Origin of the sequence: Novosphingobium humi, assembly GCF_028607105.1 — a bacterium.
Taxonomy (GTDB): domain Bacteria; phylum Pseudomonadota; class Alphaproteobacteria; order Sphingomonadales; family Sphingomonadaceae; genus Novosphingobium; species Novosphingobium humi.
Genome location: NZ_CP117417.1, coordinates 488,666 through 507,834, shown reverse-complemented (window position 1 = coordinate 507,834; position 19,169 = coordinate 488,666). Strand labels below are relative to the sequence as shown.

Genomic DNA, 19,169 nt, shown 5'->3' with positions numbered 1-19,169 from the left:
TCCATGAGCGAATTTGCCATCCACATCGATTCCGCCTTTGATTCTGGCAATATAGAGGTCCGCGCCATCCATGGCGCCACGGCCACGCTGGCCATACGGCGCGATGCGCACAGCGACTTTTTTCAATGGTTCCATTTCCGCGTTTCGGGCGCGGCAGGGCGCGAACTGGTGCTGCGCATCACGGGCCTTAACGCGGCGGCCTATCCGGGCGGGTGGGAAGACTATCGCGCCTGCGTTTCAGAGGACCGCGACTATTGGGCGCGCGCCGACACCGCATGGGACCCGCAGACCGAAAACGGCACGCTGACCATCACCTATTCGCCCGAGAGCGAGGTCTGCTGGTTCGCCTATTTCGCGCCTTATTCGATGGAGCGCCATCAGGACCTGATCGCGCAGATCGCCGCGGAGCCGGGCGTCATCTATCGCCGCCTTGGGCAAAGCCTTGATGGCCAGCCCATCGACTGCCTGACCATGGGCCACGGGCCGGTGCAGATATGGCTGCAGGCGCGCCAGCATCCGGGCGAGAGCATGGCGCAATGGTGGATGGAAGGGGCGCTGGATGCCCTGACCGATCCGGCCAATCCGCATGGTCGCCTGCTGCGGCAAAAGGCCACGGTGCATGTCGTGCCCAATGCCAATCCCGATGGATCGCGCCGGGGCCATTTGCGGACCAATGCAGCGGGGGTGAACCTCAACCGCGAATGGCATGATCCCCAGCCTGACCGCAGTCCAGAGGTTTTGGCCATCCGCAATGCGATGGATGAAACCGGCGTGGCCCTGTGCATGGACGTGCATGGCGACGAGGCGATCCCGCATGTCTTCATCGCCGGTTTCGAGGGCATCCCCTCCATCACTGAGGCGCAGCTTGCCTCCTATCGCCGCTATCTGGCGATCCTTGACGCGCAAACGCCCGATTTCCAGACCAAGGCGGGCTACCCCGTCGCGCCTGCGGGCCGGGCCAATCTGACCATGGCCACCAACCAGATTGCGCAGCGCTATGGCGCGGTGGCGATGACGCTGGAAATGCCCTTCAAGGACCACAATGACCTGCCCTGCCCCGATCAGGGGTGGAGCCCGGAGCGCAGCGCGCAATTGGGCCGCGACTGCATCGCCGCGCTGGCCCAGTGGATTGCGGCCTGACGTTTAATCGCTCTCGATGGCGGCTTCTGCCGATTGCCAGAAGGCATGCAGAACCGCCATCGCCTGTTTGCGCAAGGGGGCGGGCACCCCTTCCATCAAGGTCTGTTCATAAGCGTCGATCACGCTCATGACCTGCGTGTGCAGCGCCTCGCCCTCGGCGCTCAGGTAAAGCCCCTGCGAGCGCCCATCGACCCGCTGGCGGTCGATCAGGCCCCGCGCTTCCAGCCGCCCGACGATGGGCACCATATTGGCACGCTGAATATCCAGAACGCGCCCCGCCTCGCTCTGGGTAATGCCCGGCTGGCCGTTGAGCAGCATCAGCAGGCTGGCATCGACATGGCGCAGCGAGAGCGCGGAGAGGCGCCGATTAAGTCCGGCCAACGCCGCCGAGGAAGCCCGGCGCAGCACATAGCCGGGAAGATTTGCCAATGGATCGTTCATAACAATCTTTCGTGAAGCCCGAGACGACCGATGGCAAGGGGGGCGTGCAACAAAAATCCGCACCGCGTGCGATTTTTAGACCATGGTGGCGATTGGCAGCCCGCGTCATTAATGTTATGCATGATAACAGAATTAGACGAGAGGACCGCATGGATATCACCGCCACCATCGCACGCCATCTGGCCATCAGCCCCGGCTGGGATGCGCTTTTGGCCGCCAGCGAATCCTGCGCGCAGGCCAGCCCCGACATGATTGCCGAGATCCTCGGTTCGGCGGGCCGCTTTGCACAGGAGCGTCTGGCGCCGCTGAATGCGGCCGCCGATGTGACGGGGTGCAAATTGGTCGATGGCCGCGTCATCACCGTGCCCGAACACAAGGCCGCATGGGCCGAATTCTGCGAAGGCGGCTGGCTGATGCTCGACGCCTGGCCCGAGATCGGCGGCATGGGCCTGCCCACGGCGCTGGGCAATGCGGTGCAGGAAATGATGGACCGCCACTGCCCCGCATTTGGCATGATGCCCGTGCCCAGCCGGGCGGGCGCGCGGCTGATCCACGCCTTTGCCGATGATGCGGTGCGCGAGGCGTGGCTGCCGGGGCTGATCGACGGCTCGATCGGCGCGACCATCTGCATTTCCGAACCCGACGCGGGCAGCGATGTGCGCCGGTTGCGCACACGGGGCGAGCGTCAGGCCGATGGCTCATGGCGGATCACCGGCGAGAAATGCTGGATCAGCTTTGGCGATCAGGATCTGACGGGTGCCATTGCCCATCTCCTGCTGGCCAAGACCGCGCCCGAAGGCCAAGCCCCCAGCCCCAAGGACCCGATCAGCCTGTTCCTCGTGCCCTCGGTCGAACATGGCGCGCGCGCGCCGATAGTCGTGCGCCGAATCGAGGAAAAGCTGGGCCTCCATGCCTCGCCCACCTGCGTCATGGGCTTTGAAGGGGCGCCCGCCTATCTGCTGGGCGAAATGGGGCGCGGGCTGCCGCAGCTTTTCGTGATGATCACCAATATGCGTCTGGCCACCGGCGTCATGGGCCTGGCCGTGGCCAGTCGCGCGGCGGAAATCGCCTATGGCTATGCGGCCGAGCGGCGGCAGGGCGGCAATGGGCCGCAGCCGATCACCATCAACGCCCATGCCGATGTGCAGGCGCAACTGCTCTCGCTCTCGGCGCGGGTCGAGCCTCTGCGCGGGCTGATCTTTGCCACGGCCAATGCCGCCGATCTGGCGCGCTTTACCGATGATGCGGCGGTTCGGGCGCATAATGAGGCGCTGGCCGGGTGGCTGCTCCCTATCGTCAAAACATTGGGCGGCGAAACGGGCTTTGGCGTCGCCTCGGATGCGATTCAGGTGCTGGGCGGGGCGGGATACACACGCGATTGGCCGGTCGAGCAGGGGTTGCGCGATGCCCGCGTCCTCACTGTGTTCGAGGGCACCACCGGTATGCAGGCGCAGGACATCACCCTGCGCCGCCTGCGTGCACCGGGCGCGGCGGGATACCATGCGTTTTTGCAGGCCGCGCGCGAGGATGCCGCCCGCATCGACCATGCCGGTTTCAACGCGGCGCTGGGCACCTTCACCGCTTGCGCCGATGCCCTAATCGCCGCCGATCCTGCCACCGCCGAGGCCGGGGCAACGCCCTTCCTGACGCTGGCGGGCGTGGTGGCCACGGGCTGGATCGCGGCGCGGCTGATCGCAGCGGAGGCAGGCGATCCGCTTTCGCGCCAATTGGCGGCGGCGGGGCGCTATGCGCTGGCCGACATTGCCCCGCGGGCGGCTCTGGCGGCGGCGCAGGCCTTGATGGCGGCGGAGCGGGTTGCCGGGTTTGGGGTGATGGTGGAGGGGTGAGGTTTCCCTCTTTTTGCCTCCGGCGGGCAAAGGGACTCGGTCCCTTTGCAATCCCGGTAATGGGGTGGTGTTTGGTTCATGACGGTGTGCCCGGTCGCCATGTTTGAAAGCCTGCGGCCCCCGTCCGCGCCGCAGGCTTTAATATCCCAACGCCGCGTCCGATTCCTAACGACGAGCCCATAACGCGACGCAGACAGTAACGGGAGCGCGAGGGTCCAGACCCTCACATTCTAAACTCCCTTAAAACCCCTCACTCATGCAACCGCGTCAGCAACTCGATCAACACCGCCACCTCGCGCGGCGTGTATCGCGACTTCAGCCATTCCTCATGCGCGCGGATCGCCTCTTTTGCCGTGGCCAGCATCGCCTTGCCCGCCACCGTCAGATGCAGCGTCTGCTTGCGCCCGTCGGTGTCGGACTTGCCGCGCTGCAACAGGTCGCGCGCCTCCAGCCGGTTGACGATGGCCATGGTGGTGGCCCGGTCCATCCTCATGCGCTGGGCCAGGCCCGTTTGCGCGATGCCGGGGTGATCATCGACCAGCCACAGCACCGAGACCTGTTTCTGGGTCAGATCCAGTTCGGCAAAGGTCTCGGTAAAGTGGCGATAGACCGCGCCATGGGCAAGGCGCAGGTGAAAGCCCACGATGTCGCGGATTTCGCCAATATCGTCGGCATCTTCCCCCGGAGGGGTGGTTTTCACCAGCGTTTCCTTGACTTTTGCCATGCCCCTGCGCTTACCCCTTCATCTGCGCCTGCATAAGTGGCTGGGCCTTGCGCCTAACGCAAGGCCCCCACGCCTACAGTTTGAACCAGCGGCGCGCGTTATCCTCAAAGAACTTGCGTTTTGTGGCAAAATTCATGGCCATATTGTCCATATCGACCACTTCGCGCGCCTCGTACTGATAGGGATAGTCCATCGCATACATGACGCGATCCTCGCCCATCACCTCTTGCGCAAATTTGATCGCCGGTTCCCAAGCCATGCCCGAATTGGTGATCAGCACGTTGCTGCGCATATATTCCGCGATGGTCTTTTTCAGCGGCTTGAGGCGTTCATAGCGCTGCGAACGCACGCCCGCCTGATGCATGTAATCCAGCCGGTAAAGCCAATAGGGCAGCGCCTCACCCATATGGCCGACCATGATCTGCAACGTGGGATAGCGGTCGAAAATGCCCGTGGTGATGAGGCGCAGCAGGTGCATCCCGGTTTCCACGCCAAAGCCGAAGACCGCGCCGTCCAGCCCCGCCTCCAGCACCGGGCCGATCATGCTGTCGGGCAAGGTGGCGGGGTGGATATAGAGCGGCTGATCCACCTCGACCAGCGCGCGGAAGATGGGATCGAATTGCGGCTCGTCCAGATAGTGGCCCTGCGTGTGGCTGTTGATCTGGCATCCCTTAAAGCCCCACTCGCGCGCGCCGCGGCGGATCTCGTCGGCCGACCATTCCGGGTCCTGCGGCGCGACCGCCGTCATGCCCACAAAACGCGTGGGATATTTCGCGCAGGCATCAGCCAGCAGCTCATTGGCCCGCCGCGCCACGCCCTTGGCTTCCTCCACGTCCAAAATCGGCTGCACGCCGGGGCTGGTCAGCGCGAGGATCGCCACGTCAATCCCGGTCGCATCCATATCGGCGATCCGCCGCTCGCCAAGATCGAGCAGGCGCTCCATGATCTGGGTCGCGCGCGGCGACGGGCTTTGCGCATAAAAGCCCCACAGGCTGACCATGCCCTTGTCCGCCGTGCCGTCGCGGATCATGCGCAGGAAGATGTCCACCTGCTCGCGCGTGGCAAAGGCTTCCTCGGTGGCGATGCGCAAGTATCCGCGCTCGCCGCCGGTGTGCAGGGGGTGGAGATGGGGTTGTTCGCTCATTCTGGGCTGCTCCTCTTTCCCGACAGCCCGGCATTTCTTATCGGTTGATGGTGATGGCCAGGCTGATAATGTGATTCATCCGGTCGGCCTTTGCATCGCGCGCAATATATTGGCCCATATATCCGGTCTCGATGGCAAAGCCGCGCGCCACGGGCAGCGCGATCCCGCCAAACAGGCGCAATTGGTCGAAGCCAGCCTTCTGGCCCCAAGTGGTCCGATTGAAGGCAAAGAACGGCTCGGCGCTGCCCACCAGCGCGAAACCCTTGCCGATGGGCAGAGCGCCACGGATCTGCTGCCGCATCCGCCAGCCCACCTCGCCCGAACCCTCGACAAAGCGCTGCTCCAGACGGCTGCGCCCGGTGATCGCGCCGCTCTTGCCCGCATCCAGAATGCTGAAATTGGCCTGCTGAAACAGGCGATGTTCGTCCAGCACCTTGGCCCCCAGATTGTCGGTGCGGACATAGGCATAGCCGCCAAACACGCTGGTCTTGGGGGTGATGCGATAGCCGATGGCCTGACGCAGCAGGACCTGTCCGGCGCGGCTGTGGGTGTCGGTAATGCGCGCCTGATAGTCGAAATTGACCACAGCCCGGCCCCTCAGCCCGACCATGCCATGCACGGCGGCCCATGTCTGCGTATCCTCCTCGGCGGCATGAGCCATGGGCGCCAAAAGGAGCAGAGGCAGGGACAACAGAAGCTTCATGGCAAAATCTCGCAAACAGGGGGAGGCCATCGCGGCCTCCTCCCATTGCGGGGGCGGCATGACGCTGGGCCACGCCGCTTAGCTTGCCTGTTTTGCTCAACTGTTGCTGGGCCATGACAAAGGGCAATTATCCTTCGTGGATCGCCTTGGTGACAAGGCAGGCGTGGAGCCCTTCCGGTCCGTCCTCGGCGCCGTGGCCCGACCATTTGACCCCGCCAAAGGGCGAATCCGCAGCCCCGATGGCCACGGTGTTGATGCCCACCATCCCGGCCTCCAGCTCGCGCGCCAGACGCTTTTGCCGCGCACCATCCTGCGTCCAGCAATAGGCGGCCAGACCATAGGGCAGCCGGTTGGCCTCGGCGATCATCGCCTCCTCGCCCGCCATCGGGTTGATGATGGCGACGGGGCCAAAGGGCTCCTCATTCATAATGCGGGCCGTCAAAGGCACTTGCGAAATCACGGTGGGTTCAAAGAAGAAGCCCTGATTGCCGATACGCTTGCCGCCTGCGTTCAATTTGGCGCCTGCGGCCACGGCATCTTTCACCAAGGCCTCGATGGCCTCCGGGCGGCGCGGGTTGGCCATCGGCCCCATGCGGCTGCCCTCGTCCATGCCATCCCCCACGGTGATCGCCTTGGCGCGCTCGGCAAAGCCATCACGGAAACGCTCGAACACGCTTTCCTCGACAAGGAAGCGCGTCGGGCTGACGCAGACCTGACCCGCGTTGCGATATTTGTGGCCCACGGCAATATCGAGCGTGCGCTCTATATCCGCGTCGGCAAAGACCAGCACCGGCCCATGCCCGCCCAGCTCCATCGTCGTGCGGATGCAATTGTCCGCCGCCAGTTTTGCCAGATGCTTGCCCACCACCGTCGATCCGGTGAAGGAGAGCTTGCGGATCACCGGGCTGGCCAGCAGATGGCGGCTCACCTCGTCGGGTACGCCGAACACCACCTGCGCCACCTGCGGCGGCAGGCCCGCGTCGAGCAAAGCCTGAAGCACGGCGAGCGCCGAGGCCGGCGATTCCTCGGCAGGCTTCAGGATCACGCTGCACCCGGCCGCAATCGGCGCGCCCAATTTACGCCCCGGATTGCCGATGGGGAAATTCCACGGCGCAAAGGCCGCCACCGGGCCAACCGGCTCATAGGTGACGGTCGAACGCATGCCATCGGGGCGCGGCAGGGTGCGGCCATAGATGCGGCCCACTTCTCCTGCATAGAAATTGAACAGGCCCGCCACCATCATCACCTCGATGCGGGTTTCGGCCAGAGTCTTGCCCTGCTCAAGCGTGGCGATGCGGGCGATCTCTTCCTGACGCTGCACCAGCAGGCCCGCCGCGCCCGCCAGCACGGCGGCGCGCTGCTGAGGCGTGGATTTGCGCCAGATGCGAAAGCCTTCATCGGCCACGGCCAGCGCCCGATCCAGATCGGCCGCATCGGCCAGCGGCAATTGGGCGATCACCGCGCCGGTGGCCGGGTTCAGCACGGCATGGGTGCGGCGATGGGCGATCCCCACCTTCTCGCCGCCAATCACCATCGAAAGTTCAGGATAAGTCATTGCGTTTCCTTGTCGAGCAAAGCCAGAGCATCGGCATAGGGCCGGATAGCGCGGCTGATGATGTAGGCAGCGGGCGGGCTGAGCAAGGCCCCCGAGAGCGCCAGCGCTTTCCACACATCGCCGTCATGGCCGAACACATGGTCGGTTAAAAAGCCGATCATGAACGGCCCCAGCGCGCCCACAGCAGTGAACATCATCAGATAAAGGCCCGTCACCTGCCCGCGCATCTGGTTGGGGGTGATTTCCTGAATAACCAGATTCTGCGGCACGGCCGAGGCAATGCCCAGCATGCCCGAGAGCATCGAACAGGTCAGCGCCAGCCACGGGCTGGGCATCATCGGCCCCAGAATGGCCAGCGGCGCGACCCCGCAAAAACAGATCGTGACCGCGCGCACATTGGCATCGCGATAGCGCCGCGCCAGCAGTTTGATCAGCATCGGCCCCAGCAGCAGTCCGGCAATCTGACCTGCCAGCATGAACATCGGCGCGCGGGTGGCGATCTCCACCTCGCTCCAGCCATAGGTGCGTTTGTAGAAAGGCACCATCCATGCGGGCGCCGCCATCGCATGCGCGGCCGAAAAGCCCAGCCCCAGAAACAGCGGGCCATAGACCGCCCGGCGGCGCCAGATTTCCGAAATCACGGCGCGAATCGGCAGCGGCTTGCCCCCCTCGATCACGCCCCGGCGCGGCGGTTCGGGCACCATCAGCAGCAGCACGCAGGCCACCACGCCCGGCAGCGCCAGCATCAGCAGCACATATTTCCACCCATGGAGCATGGCCCCCATGAAGGGTGTTTCGGGCAGGCTCATCGCCAGCGCCAGCAGCTTGCCCGCGATGACAAGACCGATCGTGCTGCCCCCGATAAAGCCCAGTTGCAGCACGGCAAAGGGCCAGCGCCGTTTTTCGGGCGGAAAGAAATCGGCCAGCATCGAATAGGACCCCGGTGCATGCGCCCCGCCCCCCGCGCCCACCAGCATCCGGGTGAAGGCCAGAGCCATAAAGGTGCTGGTAAACCCGCCCGCCGCATTGAGCAGCGCGATCAGCAGCGCGCCGATGGCCAGCACATATTTGCGCGGAAAAATATCCGAGCAACGCGAGAGCGGCAGCATCACCACCATATAGAACACGACATTGACCGGCCCTTGCAGCAGGCCGATCGCGGTGTTCGACAGGCCGAACTCGGTCTTGATCTGTTCGATCAGCAGGCCAAAAGCCGCCGAATCGAAGAAATTAAGAAACGTGGCAAAGATGATGACCGAGAGCGCAAACCACGCCGCCCCGGCGCTGGGCCATGGTTCATCGCGCGCGGCCACGGCAAGGTGATGGGCGGCGGCCTCACCCGCATCCACGCCATGATTGAGTTCGGCGGCCATATCCGGCCCGCTCATCGATATTGCCATATGCACCTCTCCCGTGCCTGCCCCCGATTGGCGAGGGGCGATTTCGCGCCGGATCTTTACAGCGCATGTTTTGTATGTGTTAGATACAAAGCATAGCGGGCCGCTTGGCAAGCCCCAATCGGCATGGCCGCGATAAAAAGATGGCGCGACGCGCGCGGGCAAGAGGATGAAGCCGATGATTGATTTTGCAGGACGCACCGCTTTTGTCACCGGCGGCGCCAACGGTGTCGGGCTGGGCCTGGTGCGCGCGCTGCTGGCGCGGGGGTGCCGGGTGGCCATTGCCGACATTCGTGAGGAATCCATCGCATCGGCGCTGGCAACGCTGGACAATGCCGAGGTGATGGGCGTGCAGGTCGATGTTTCCAGCCGGGAAGCCATGGCCGCCGCCGCCGATGAGGTCGAGGCGCGCTTTGGCCCGGTCTCGCTCTTGTTCAACAATGCGGGCATCAATCTGTTCCAGACCATCGAGGATTCAAGCTGGTCCGACTGGGACTGGGTGATGGGGGTGAACCTGCATGGGGTGATCAACGGGGTGATGACCTTTGTGCCGCGCATGATCGCGGCGGGCCATGGCGGCTATATCGTCAACACTGCCAGCATGGCCGGATGGCTGGCCTCGGGCGCGCCGGGGATCTACAACACCACCAAATTCGCGGTGCGCGGCCTGTCGGAATCCTTGCGCTACAGTCTGGCCAAGCATGGCATCGGCGTGTCGATCCTGTGCCCCGGGCTGGTGAAAAGCTATATCTATGCCAGCGACGATGTGCGCCCCGCCGCCTTGATGGACGGAGCAAAGCCGGTGGACCATGCCGCCGTCGAGCGACTGGCAGGCGCGCATCAGGCCGGGATGGAGCCCGACGTGATCGCCGAGCGGGTGATGCAGGGCATGGAGGACAACCGGACCTATATCTTCAGCCACCCCGAATTCCGCGAGGAGGTGGCCGAATTGTTCGAGGAATATCTGGCCGATTTCCGCGACTATCCCGCCGATCCGGGCTTTGAACAGCGCCTCGGCTTCGAGAAATTCCGGCGCGAGCGGTATAGGGAAGCCCGCGAAGCAGCGAGGAAAGCGGTATGATTCTGGCGCTCGACCACGTGAACATCATCACGGCGGATCTGGATGGGTCCGCCCGCTTCTATGCGCAGGTATTCGGGCTGGAACGGCGCGACGGGCCGCCTCCGTTGACGCCGCAGACCGGGCAGTGGATGTACGATGGCGTCGGGCGTGCGGTGATCCATCTCAACAGTTTGGACGCGCCGCGCGCCTATGACCGCGATATTGCGCCGGGGCCGACCGGAGCGCTGCATCACGTGGCGTTGAGTTGTCAGGGCCATGAGGCAATGATCGCGCGGCTGGAGGCGGCGGCTTGCGATTATCAGCGCAATTTCGTCGCCGCCATCGGCCTGCGCCAGATCTTTGTGCGCGATCCCAATGAGGTGCTGTTTGAATTAAACTTCTTTGGCGATTAGGCTGGACGCAGGCAGGCGATTACATCACCTTTCGCCTCATGCGCACCAATCTTGAATTCCGCTCCTCCACCCTGCTGGCCAATCCGCCCGAAGATGCGCCGCAGGGTGAGACCGCCGCCCGCTTTCTGGCCGAGCGATTGCCAGCGCATGGCTTCGAGGTCGAAAAGGTCCATGCCGAGGACTGGGGCTGGCGGGTCCAGATCCACCATGAGGCTTTCCCATTGTGGGTCGGTTGCGGATTTTATCCCGAATTTCCCGATGGCGTCCTGTGCTTCATCGAGCCGTCCAGACCCTTCCTCCGGCGCTGGTTCCGCAAGATTGCCACGCTGGAAACAGTCGAAAGACTCGCCGATGCGCTGGAACGGATCGTTGCCGACAGCGGACTGGCGCAGGATCTGCGATGGTGGAGCGAGGATGAAAACGCGCGCGGTTAAGCGCCCAGCAAAATACCCACCACCTGCTCGCGCTGACCATTCATCACATCATGGCCGCAATCGGCCTCGTGATATTCCCATGCGGCATCATCCTTGATCCGCGCGGCGAATTTGGGGAAAGGTGAAGGCTTCCAGCCCGTGGCCAGCACATAGATGCGGCGCGCGATCTTCGCTTCCTCGCCGGTAAAACGCACGCCTTCGACCAGCGTCAGCAGCGGATGACGCGAGAGCTTGCGGCCCATCTCGCCAATGATCGGCGCAACAAGGCCGGGGGTGAATTTCTGCGTGTCGATATAATGGCGATGCTCATAGTCGCTGGTGATGTCCCAGAGCGACTGGCCATCCTCGGGCAAAAAGGCATCGAGATAGACAATCGTGTCGATTCGAGCGCCCAGCCGCGTGGCCGCGCCGGTAATCACCATCCCGCCATAGGAATGGCCGACCAGTACGAAGCGGTCGAAACCGGCCTCTTCCACCGCGGCGCAAACATCGGTGATATGGTCCGAAAGCGTGATGCCGGGATGCAGTTCCCCCCGCCGCTCGCCAAGGCCGCGCAGTTCAACGACCACCGCCCGGTGGCCCGCCGCACGCAGATCCTCGGCCAGCCCCTGATGCGACCAGCCGCCGGCCCATGCGCCATGCACCAGAACATAGTCGGTCATCTTGGGGGCCTCTTCCGGTTTTGTTTTTATGGATAGAAGGATGCGAGGGTCTAGACCCTCGCGCTCCCGTTACTGTCTTTGTTGCGCTATGGGTTCGACCACAAGTGTCTGACGCGGCGTTTGAAAATTGAAGCCTGCGGCGCTGTATGGCACAAGCTCGCCGCGCCGCAGGTTATTAAAAGCATCTCAGACCCGCGCCCCCGACGAACAACCCACAACCCCATTCATGGGATTGCAAAGGGTCGAGACCCTTTGCCCGCCGGAGGCATCAAACCGCCAAAATCAGGCCGTCACGCTCGTGCGCCAGCCTTCGGCATAGTTTTCACGCGCCACGCGGCTGTAAGGCACCGGCGAGACGATGCAACGCACAGCCAGTTGCTTGTGGGGTTCGACGGTGGTCTTGCGGGTGCCGCCGTTTTCTTCGCCCCAGATCACGTGCAGTTCGGTGCCGACGGGGATGGCAGGGTCGATGGTGGCCAGCGAGAGCGCCTGCTTTTCATTGTACGAGAAGCCGGTGAACATCGAGAGGCCCACGGTCTTGCCATCGGCGTCAACCACGCGGTCGTAGTTCGACGAGGCATAGTTGGCCAGCGGCACGTCGAAGAACTTGTAGGCTTCGCCATCCGGGTTGAACATCGAGGCCATGATCTTGGCCATGTCTTCCGGATGCCAGGCCAGCGTCACCTTCTTGCGCTGCTCGGCGGGGTTCAGCTTTTCCAGAGCTTCGCGGCCGTGGAATTCGTGGTCGAACTTGACGAACGAGCCATAGCCCAGTTCCCACGGGTTGAGGTAATAATCCTCGATGTTGTCCGAAACGAACGAACCGCCGATCGAACCGGTGGCTTCATACGAATCGGCGCCCAGCCATTCGCGGAAACCCTTCATCTTTTCGCCCGTGTAGATCGCGGGCAGCGGCGAGGGAATCCAGCCCGATTCCAGCGTGTTCGAAGGATAGGCGCGGCTGCCGCAAGCGATCAGGCCGAATTCCTTGCCCGCTTCGAGGATGGCGGCGCGGATTTCTTCCTGCTCGGCATAGGGGCCCCAGATTTCAAGGCCCGGCGCGCCCGACATGCCGTGGCGCAGCGTGCGCACGGTCTTGCCCGCGATGTTCATGGTGCTCATGTTGAAGAACTTGAGCTGTTCGAGCGGACCGCCATGCAGCTTTTCGATCACGGCCCATGCGTTGGGGCCCTGGATCTGGAAGCGCCATTCCTTGCGGCTGACAGGCTTGCCCATCGGGCGCATCGGCGAACGGTCGTCCAGCTCGATTTCGCAGTCATAGCCGCCGGTCGCGGCGTGATAGCGCAGCCAGTTCGAGGCGGGCGCGCGGCCGACATAGGTAAAGCTCTGCTCTTCTTCCCAGAAGATGATGCCGTCGCCGATCACATGGCCATAGGGCGTGGTGGGGACGTATTGCTTCGCCTTGTTGACCGTCCAGCCCTTCGAGCTGTTGATCATCGTGTCGGACAGCAGCTTGTGCGCGTCCTTGCCACGGATATAGAGGTTCACCATGTGGTGCGACTGGTCGAACAGAACAGCCGAATGCTGCCATGCCCACTGTTCAGAGCGCCAGTTGGAAAATTCGGGCGCAACAACAGGATAGACATAGGCGCCAAGCTGCGAATTGCGCAGCATATCAACGATATTGTCGGTGCCAGCCAGCACCTGTTCCAGATTTTGAGCGGCCATGGTGGTTCCTCTCTCCTCAAGGGTTTGTTTGCTCTTGCCCCTCTGGCATAGCAAATTTTGTAAGCTACACAAACGAAATTCTAAAGGGCGCAATGGAACCCGACGCCCTTTGCGCCGGGTCGAAAAGATCAACCTATGGCGCGCGCGTCAACGCGCATGGCCCGTCCATGTGCGCAGGCCCGGCGCGGTGCGATCCTCGCCCGCCAGCGCGCGGGCCACCGCCGGGCGCGCGGTCATACGCTCGCGCCATTCGACCAACCGGGGGCAGCGCCGCGCAATCTCCATATCGGGAAACATGCGCTCGACCATCATCCCGCAATGGCTGTAGAAATTGATGTCGGCCAGCGTATAGGCATCACCCGCCAGCCAGGCGGTCTCGCCCAACTGGCGCTCGACCTTGTCCACGGCATATTCGATCTTGGCCGTGGCATTGGCCAGATCGCTTTCCGAAAAACCGCTGCGCGCGGTGGCCCATTTCTTGCGCTGATCGGGCAAGGGAATGTTTTCGAGCAGCTTCTCAAACTCGCCCGATTCGATGTTGCGCGCGATGATGCCCACCATCCGGTGCCAGCCATGCATCGAGACGAAATTCATCACATGCTCGTCAACGAACTTGTTCCAATAACGCATCCGTGCCGCGCCCACCGGATCGCGCGGGCGCAAGGGGCCGCTATCGGGCTGATCCTCGGGAAAGGCGTCTTCAAGATATTCGTTGATGACCGTGGTATGCGTGATGATCGCGCCGTCATGGTCGAGCACCGGCACCTGCCCCTCGGGATTGATGGCGGTGAACCAAGGCTGGTGCTGTTCGAACTTGTGCAGATCGACATAGGCGCTTTCCCAGTCCAGCCCCTTTTCAATCAGGGGGATCATGGATTTCAGGGAATTGGCCGCCGGTTCGGCATGATAATATTTCAACGCCATCGCTCTCTCCTTCTCCGGCGTCCTGCCTTCAGGTCAGGCCCAAAAGCCGCGCCGCATTGTCCTTCATGATGCCGGGCAGGATCTCCTCGCGGAAACCCACGCCGCGCGCCGCGTCCAGCCACTTGTCCGGGTGGATCAGCGGAAAATCGCTGCCGAACAGCATCTTCTTGCGCAGTTGCGTGTTGGCGTACTGGATGATCTGGGGCGCGAAATATTTGGGGCTCCAGCCCGACAGGTCGATGTAAACATTGGTTTTATGCAGAGCCATCGACAGGCTTTCATCCACCCAGGGCCATGACGGATGGGCCAGAATGATCTTCATGTCGGGAAAATCCACCGCCACATCATCGACCAGCATCGGCTGACCATATTTCAGCCGCACGCCGCCGCCGCCGCGCATCCCCGTGCCCATGCCCGAATGGCCGGTGTGGAAAATCGCGGGCAGCTTGTAGTGGTTGATGATCTCGTAAATCGGATAGCCGACCTGATCGCCGGGATTGCAGCCCTGCATGATATGGTGGAATTTGAAACCCTTAACTCCGCAATTCTCGACCAGGTCGCGTGCCTCGCGTGCGCCCATCTTGCCCTTGTGCGGGTCGATGCTGGCAAAGGGGATGCAGATGTCATCATGCTTGGCCGCAAATTCGGCGATCTCGAAATTGGAAACCCGCTTGGCCCCGATATGGCTCTCGCAATCCACCGTGAACAGGCAGAAGGCGATTTGCGCCTCGCGGTAGAGCTCGACGATTTCGGGCATCTTGGGGCGTTCACGCGGGGCCTTGAAATAGGCGCTGGCCGCGTCGAAAAACTGGCCCATCACCGGGTCTTCCGGGTCGTGGCAGGATACCTCGGCGTGGACATGAACATCGATGGCGCGGATTGTGGAAAGGTCGATAGGCATGTCTTTAGTGTCCAAGAAGAGAGAATGCGAGGGACTCGTCCCTCGCGCTCCCGTTACTGTCTTTGTTGCGCCAAGGGTTTGGCGTTGGGTATCGGACGCGGCGTTGAATTTTAAAGCCTGCGGCGCTTGCCAGCGTGACGTTGCCGCGCCGCAGGCTTTTGAAACCAAAGGTCAAACACCCCGCGGCAAACCACTCACAACCCCATAATGGAATTGCAAAGGGCCCCCGCCCTTTGCCCGCCGGAGGCATCAAGACCTTACAACTTCACAATCACCGACTTCGTTTCCAGATAAGCCTCGATCCCGGCCCTTCCCTGCTCGCGTCCGACGCCGCTTTCCTTGTATCCGCCAAAGGGCAGCGCCACATCAATCATCGCGTGGCAATTGGCCCATACAGTCCCGGCCTTGATCCGCGAGGTCAGTTTGTGCAGCGTCGAGGCGTCCTTGGTCCACACGCTGGCGGCAAGGCCGAACTGGGTGTTGTTGGCTTCCTTGACCACCTCGTCGAGGTCGTCGAAACGCTGAGCCACCACGACGGGGCCAAAGATTTCCTCGCGCACCACGCTCATCTGCGGGTTCACGTTCACCAGCATGGTGGGGTTCACATAGTAGCCATCGGCGCTGGGCGCATCGCCGCCCATGGCCACGCTGGCGCCATCGCGCTTGCCCGCCTCGATGTATCCCATCACGCGGTCGAACTGCTCCTGCGAGACCAGCGGGCCCATATGGGCGGCTGGGTCCAGCGAAGGGCGCGGCGCCCAGAAAGGCGCGGTGTTGGCGATGCCCTCGACCACCTGATCAAACACTGATTTGTGGGCATAAAGGCGCGAGCCCGCGACGCAAACCTGACCCGAATTGAAGAAGATCGCGCCCGCTGCCCCCGGCGCCGCCTCGGCCACATCCACGTCGGGCATCACCACCACCGGCGATTTGCCGCCCAGTTCCAGCGTCACATGCTTGAGCGTATCGGTGGCGTTCTTGTTGATCAGCTTGCCGATTTCGGTCGATCCGGTGAAGGCGACCTTGTCCACATCGGGATGCTTGACCAGACGATCGCCCGAAATATGGCCATAGCCGGTGATGACATTGACCACGCCCGCCGGAATGCCGCTTTCCGCAATCAAATCGGCCAGCCGCAGCGCGGTCAGCGAAGTCTGTTCCGCAGGCTTCAAAATGATCGTGCAGCCCGCCGCCAGCGCCGGACCAATTTTCAAACAGGCCATCAGCAGCGGGAAATTCCACGGCACGATCTGGGCGCAGACGCCCACCGGCTCCTTGACCGTATAGGTGAAGAAGGCGCCGGTCGGCAGCGTATAGGGCGGGGTCGTCTCGCCGCCCACCTTGGCGGCGAAACCGGCCATATAGCGGATATGGCTGACCGCGCCGGGCACATCGATGGCGCCCGCCATGGTCTTGGGCTTGCCATTGTCGATGGCTTCCAGCTCGGCAAATTCCTCGGCATGGGCCTCGATCAGATCGGCCAGACGCAGCATGATCTTTTCACGCGCGATGGGGGCCAGACCGCTCCAGCGGCCATCGTCAAAGGCCGCGCGCGCGGCGGCAACCGCGCGGTCGGTGTCGGCCACACTGGCGTCCACGATCTGGCTGACGACCTTGCCCGAGGAAGGGTCCTCGACATCGATCAACTCGCCATGGCTGGAGGCCACCCATTCGCCATTGATGAACAGGGCGGGCTTGCGCGACAGGGCCTTTTGCGCCGCCGCCGAATAGGCATGCTGCTGATAGGAAAGCGTGGTCATCTCGTTCATCGCCTTGATCCTCTCTCTCCTGCACGGTTCGCCCGCGCTATTTTTAATGTATCATTCCATAGCAATCTGCCAAGCCGGGCGCGAGGCGGCCCATCGCGTTTATGTCTCGCGCCCTCTGTTTTTCAGGCCCCCTATTTCTCGCCCAGGTCCTTGTCCTCATGGGCGCGGGCGATCACGTAGTGGCGGATGGCGTCAATGTCCTCGCGGCTGAGCTGCGCGCTCCATCCGATCATGCCATTGGCTTTCAGCGCGCCGTCATGCACGATCGCCTGCCACGTCTCCGGACTGCCCAGCGCCGCGCTGTGGCGCAGGTCGGGCACCACGCCGCCGCCGATGGCCGCATCGCCATGACACACGCCGCAGAAACGGCCGAACGTATAGGCGCCCTTGGCAATCACTTCCTTGCTGGCGGTCTGGGCCGGGGGATCGAGCGGGCCGAAATTGGGGTCGGGCTTGGCGGGCAATTGCGCCTTGCCGCCCAGTTTGAACACCAGCAGGCGGCTGATATTGCGCACCGGCCCCGATTTCCACGCCAGCGCTCCGGTGGCCAGCGGCCAGATCCCGCCCCAGCCTGCCATCACGGCGACATATTGCTGCCCCTTGACGGTAAAGGTGACGGGCGCGGCGATCACGCCGGTCTGCGCGTCAAAAGACCACAGCTTCTTGCCGTCCAGCGAGGAATAGGCAACGAAATCGCCCTTGGCCGTGCCCTGAAACAACAGATCGCCCGCCGTGGCCAACAGGCCGCCGTTCGACGGGCCGGGATAATCCACCCGCCACTTTTCGGTCATCGTCACCGGATCCCACGCGATCAGCGCGCCCTTGGTGGCCGCCTTGGCCGCCTCGCGCACGTCATTGTTGGCGGGCATAGCCGCGGCGCCCTGGTTCAACCCGTTGTTGAAACCATATTTGGCCGCTTTCCACTTCTCATCAGGCACATAGGGGAAGGCCGCGATATTGGCCGGGATGAACATCAGCTTTTGCCGGGGATCATAGGCCATCGGTTGCCAACTGTGCGCCCCGCCCGCGCCGGGCATCGAGACAAAGGGCTTGCCGGTCTTGTCAAACCGCGCCTCCGGGTTTTCGATCGGGCGGCCCGTCTTGGGGTCAAGCCCGGTGGCCCAGTTCATCGGCACGAAATTCTTGCCCTTGATGAATTGCCCGGTCTGGCGGTCCACCACATAGAAAAAGCCGTTTTTGGGCGCGTGCATCAACACCTTGCGCATCCGCCCGTCGATCATCAGATCGGCCAGAACGATATGCTGGCTGGCGGTGAAATCCCAAGTCTCGCCCGGCGTTTCCTGAAAATGCCAGACATATTGCCCGGTCTTGGGCCGCACCGCGACGATGGAGGAGAGATAGAGATTATCCCCCCCGCCCGGCGAGCGATAGGACTGGTTCCAAGGCGACCCATTGCCCACGCCGATATAGAGCAGGTCGAGCGCCGGATCATAGGCCATCGAATCCCAGACGGTGCCGCCGCCGCCCAGCTTCCACCACTCGCCCTTCCACGTCGCCTCGGCGCGTTTCAGGTAATCCTCCTTGTTCTTGCCCGGCTGATCCGGGACGGTGTAGAATTTCCAGAGTTGTTTGCCGGTATTGACATCATAGCCCGCGACAAAGCCGCGCACGCCCATTTCCGCCCCGCCATTGCCGATGATGACCACGCCGTTGATGACGCGCGGCGCGCCGGTGATCGTATAGGGCTTGGTGCGATCCACCGTCACCGTCGACCACAAGAGGCGCCCGGTGTTGCGGTCCAGCGCGATCAGGCGCCCGTCCAGCGTGCCGTAGAACAGCTTGTCGCCCCATGCGCCCATGCCGCGATTGACCACGTCACAGCAGGCCTTGACCGCCGTTTCGCCCGGCACCTTGGGGTCATATTCCCAGATCAGCTTACCGGTGAGAGCATCATAGGCCTTGGCCTTGGACCAGGCGGTGGTGGTATAGATCACCCCGTCGATCACCAGCGGCGTGGCCTCCTGCCCGCGCGTGGTGTCAAGGTCGGCAAACCATGCCAACCCAAGCTGGTTCACATTGTCCTTGTTGATCTGCGTCAGCGGGCTGAAGCGTTGCTCGTCATAGGTGCGGCCATGGCTGAGCCAGTTGTCGCCCTTGTTGCCCGATGCGGCAATGGCGGCGGCATTGACGGCCAGCCGGGCCTTGCCCGCCCCGGTCGCGCCGCCGGCATAAGCCAGCACGGCGGCCCCGGCCAGCAGACCACCCAACCACAGGGCGCTTTTCGCCCCTGACTTTGCTTGCGCTTGCATAACCTCTCCTTCGGCGCCAACATTCTTCGGCGTCTCGACTGTATGCAATGCTTACGGTTTTTGGAGAGGTGGTCAAGGGGGAGAAAAGGTAACAAT

The 19,169-nt window shown here is 63.0% G+C and carries 17 protein-coding genes; 5 read left to right on the top strand and 12 right to left on the bottom strand.

Going from position 1 to position 19,169, the window contains the following annotated elements:
- The first annotated feature begins 3 nt into the window (after positions 1–3).
- A complete protein-coding gene (locus tag PQ457_RS02355; protein WP_273618200.1) occupies positions 4–1,140 on the top strand; it encodes a M14 family metallopeptidase in 1,137 nt (378 codons plus the stop codon).
- A gap of 3 nt (positions 1,141–1,143) precedes the next feature.
- Here the strand turns inward: PQ457_RS02355 and PQ457_RS02350 are convergent, their stop codons facing one another.
- Positions 1,144–1,581, bottom strand: coding sequence for a MarR family winged helix-turn-helix transcriptional regulator (locus PQ457_RS02350; RefSeq protein ID WP_273618199.1), 438 nt, complete (start codon positions 1,579–1,581; stop codon positions 1,144–1,146).
- A 149-nt stretch (positions 1,582–1,730) separates the two neighbouring features.
- Between PQ457_RS02350 and PQ457_RS02345 the strand changes: the two genes are divergently transcribed.
- On the top strand, positions 1,731–3,428 hold the full coding sequence (locus PQ457_RS02345; RefSeq protein ID WP_273618198.1) for an acyl-CoA dehydrogenase family protein: 1,698 nt from the start codon (positions 1,731–1,733) through the stop codon (positions 3,426–3,428).
- Between the two features lie 250 nt (positions 3,429–3,678).
- Here the strand turns inward: PQ457_RS02345 and PQ457_RS02340 are convergent, their stop codons facing one another.
- From PQ457_RS02340 to PQ457_RS02320, 5 genes are all read right to left on the bottom strand, one after another.
- A complete protein-coding gene (locus PQ457_RS02340; protein ID WP_273618197.1) occupies positions 3,679–4,152 on the bottom strand; it encodes a Saro_0803 family transcriptional regulator in 474 nt (157 codons plus the stop codon).
- Between the two features lie 73 nt (positions 4,153–4,225).
- Positions 4,226–5,296 carry an amidohydrolase family protein gene (locus tag PQ457_RS02335; RefSeq protein WP_273618196.1) on the bottom strand — a complete coding sequence of 357 codons (1,071 nt, stop codon included), beginning with the start codon at positions 5,294–5,296 and terminating at the stop codon, positions 4,226–4,228.
- Positions 5,297–5,333: 37 nt separating this feature from the next.
- Entirely contained in the window at positions 5,334–5,999 is a 666-nt protein-coding gene (locus tag PQ457_RS02330; protein WP_273618195.1) for a DUF2490 domain-containing protein, read from the bottom strand.
- Between the two features lie 127 nt (positions 6,000–6,126).
- A complete protein-coding gene (locus PQ457_RS02325) occupies positions 6,127–7,554 on the bottom strand; it encodes an NAD-dependent succinate-semialdehyde dehydrogenase (protein ID WP_273618194.1) in 1,428 nt (475 codons plus the stop codon).
- Positions 7,551–8,954: an MFS transporter gene (locus PQ457_RS02320; RefSeq protein WP_273618193.1), complete on the bottom strand. Its 1,404-nt coding sequence runs from the start codon at positions 8,952–8,954 to the stop codon at positions 7,551–7,553. The genes PQ457_RS02325 and PQ457_RS02320 overlap by 4 nt, the downstream gene beginning before the upstream one ends.
- Positions 8,955–9,129: 175 nt before the next feature.
- Between PQ457_RS02320 and PQ457_RS02315 the strand changes: the two genes are divergently transcribed.
- Genes PQ457_RS02315 through PQ457_RS02305 form a run of 3 tightly spaced genes read left to right on the top strand, consistent with a single transcriptional unit; the run spans position 9,130 to position 10,858 of the window.
- Positions 9,130–10,032, top strand: a complete 903-nt coding sequence (locus PQ457_RS02315) for an SDR family NAD(P)-dependent oxidoreductase (RefSeq protein ID WP_273618192.1) — start codon at positions 9,130–9,132, stop codon at positions 10,030–10,032.
- On the top strand, positions 10,029–10,424 hold the full coding sequence (locus PQ457_RS02310) for a VOC family protein (RefSeq protein WP_273618191.1): 396 nt from the start codon (positions 10,029–10,031) through the stop codon (positions 10,422–10,424). Before PQ457_RS02315 ends, PQ457_RS02310 begins: the two co-directional genes overlap by 4 nt.
- A 38-nt stretch (positions 10,425–10,462) precedes the next feature.
- Positions 10,463–10,858 carry a hypothetical protein gene (locus PQ457_RS02305; protein WP_273618190.1) on the top strand — a complete coding sequence of 132 codons (396 nt, stop codon included), beginning with the start codon at positions 10,463–10,465 and terminating at the stop codon, positions 10,856–10,858.
- Here PQ457_RS02305 and PQ457_RS02300 read toward each other — a convergent pair.
- From PQ457_RS02300 to PQ457_RS02275, 6 genes are all read right to left on the bottom strand, one after another.
- The gene (locus PQ457_RS02300) at positions 10,855–11,520 is read right to left on the bottom strand and encodes an alpha/beta hydrolase (RefSeq protein ID WP_273618189.1); all 666 of its coding nucleotides are present in this window, start codon (positions 11,518–11,520) and stop codon (positions 10,855–10,857) included. The two genes, PQ457_RS02305 and PQ457_RS02300, sit on opposite strands and share 4 nt — an antisense overlap.
- 282 nt (positions 11,521–11,802) lie before the next feature.
- On the bottom strand, positions 11,803–13,209 hold the full coding sequence (ligM, locus tag PQ457_RS02295; protein WP_273618188.1) for a vanillate/3-O-methylgallate O-demethylase: 1,407 nt from the start codon (positions 13,207–13,209) through the stop codon (positions 11,803–11,805).
- 147 nt (positions 13,210–13,356) lie between these two features.
- Positions 13,357–14,133 carry a glutathione S-transferase family protein gene (locus tag PQ457_RS02290; RefSeq protein WP_273618187.1) on the bottom strand — a complete coding sequence of 259 codons (777 nt, stop codon included), beginning with the start codon at positions 14,131–14,133 and terminating at the stop codon, positions 13,357–13,359.
- A gap of 28 nt (positions 14,134–14,161) precedes the next feature.
- Positions 14,162–15,034: an amidohydrolase family protein gene (locus tag PQ457_RS02285; protein WP_273618186.1), complete on the bottom strand. Its 873-nt coding sequence runs from the start codon at positions 15,032–15,034 to the stop codon at positions 14,162–14,164.
- Between the two features lie 257 nt (positions 15,035–15,291).
- Positions 15,292–16,803 (bottom strand): aldehyde dehydrogenase family protein, encoded by a 1,512-nt coding sequence (locus PQ457_RS02280; RefSeq protein ID WP_273618185.1) that lies wholly within the window; start codon positions 16,801–16,803, stop codon positions 15,292–15,294.
- Between the two features lie 131 nt (positions 16,804–16,934).
- Positions 16,935–19,073 carry a PQQ-dependent dehydrogenase, methanol/ethanol family gene (locus tag PQ457_RS02275; protein WP_273618184.1) on the bottom strand — a complete coding sequence of 713 codons (2,139 nt, stop codon included), beginning with the start codon at positions 19,071–19,073 and terminating at the stop codon, positions 16,935–16,937.
- Positions 19,074–19,169 lie beyond the last annotated feature (96 nt).

Excerpts from the sequence above, each read along its gene's own strand:
- PQ457_RS02355 (WP_273618200.1), top strand. The coding sequence starts at position 4 with ATGAGCGAATTTGCCATCCACATCGATTCCGCCTTTGATTCTGGCAAT.
- PQ457_RS02350 (WP_273618199.1), bottom strand. The coding sequence starts at position 1,581 with ATGAACGATCCATTGGCAAATCTTCCCGGCTATGTGCTGCGCCGGGCT.
- PQ457_RS02345 (WP_273618198.1), top strand. The coding sequence starts at position 1,731 with ATGGATATCACCGCCACCATCGCACGCCATCTGGCCATCAGCCCCGGC.
- PQ457_RS02340 (WP_273618197.1), bottom strand. The coding sequence starts at position 4,152 with ATGGCAAAAGTCAAGGAAACGCTGGTGAAAACCACCCCTCCGGGGGAA.
- PQ457_RS02335 (WP_273618196.1), bottom strand. The coding sequence starts at position 5,296 with ATGAGCGAACAACCCCATCTCCACCCCCTGCACACCGGCGGCGAGCGC.
- PQ457_RS02330 (WP_273618195.1), bottom strand. The coding sequence starts at position 5,999 with ATGAAGCTTCTGTTGTCCCTGCCTCTGCTCCTTTTGGCGCCCATGGCT.
- PQ457_RS02325 (WP_273618194.1), bottom strand. The coding sequence starts at position 7,554 with ATGACTTATCCTGAACTTTCGATGGTGATTGGCGGCGAGAAGGTGGGG.
- PQ457_RS02320 (WP_273618193.1), bottom strand. The coding sequence starts at position 8,954 with ATGGCAATATCGATGAGCGGGCCGGATATGGCCGCCGAACTCAATCAT.
- PQ457_RS02315 (WP_273618192.1), top strand. The coding sequence starts at position 9,130 with ATGATTGATTTTGCAGGACGCACCGCTTTTGTCACCGGCGGCGCCAAC.
- PQ457_RS02310 (WP_273618191.1), top strand. The coding sequence starts at position 10,029 with ATGATTCTGGCGCTCGACCACGTGAACATCATCACGGCGGATCTGGAT.
- PQ457_RS02305 (WP_273618190.1), top strand. The coding sequence starts at position 10,463 with ATGCGCACCAATCTTGAATTCCGCTCCTCCACCCTGCTGGCCAATCCG.
- PQ457_RS02300 (WP_273618189.1), bottom strand. The coding sequence starts at position 11,520 with ATGACCGACTATGTTCTGGTGCATGGCGCATGGGCCGGCGGCTGGTCG.
- ligM (WP_273618188.1), bottom strand. The coding sequence starts at position 13,209 with ATGGCCGCTCAAAATCTGGAACAGGTGCTGGCTGGCACCGACAATATC.
- PQ457_RS02290 (WP_273618187.1), bottom strand. The coding sequence starts at position 14,133 with ATGGCGTTGAAATATTATCATGCCGAACCGGCGGCCAATTCCCTGAAA.
- PQ457_RS02285 (WP_273618186.1), bottom strand. The coding sequence starts at position 15,034 with ATGCCTATCGACCTTTCCACAATCCGCGCCATCGATGTTCATGTCCAC.
- PQ457_RS02280 (WP_273618185.1), bottom strand. The coding sequence starts at position 16,803 with ATGAACGAGATGACCACGCTTTCCTATCAGCAGCATGCCTATTCGGCG.
- PQ457_RS02275 (WP_273618184.1), bottom strand. The coding sequence starts at position 19,073 with ATGCAAGCGCAAGCAAAGTCAGGGGCGAAAAGCGCCCTGTGGTTGGGT.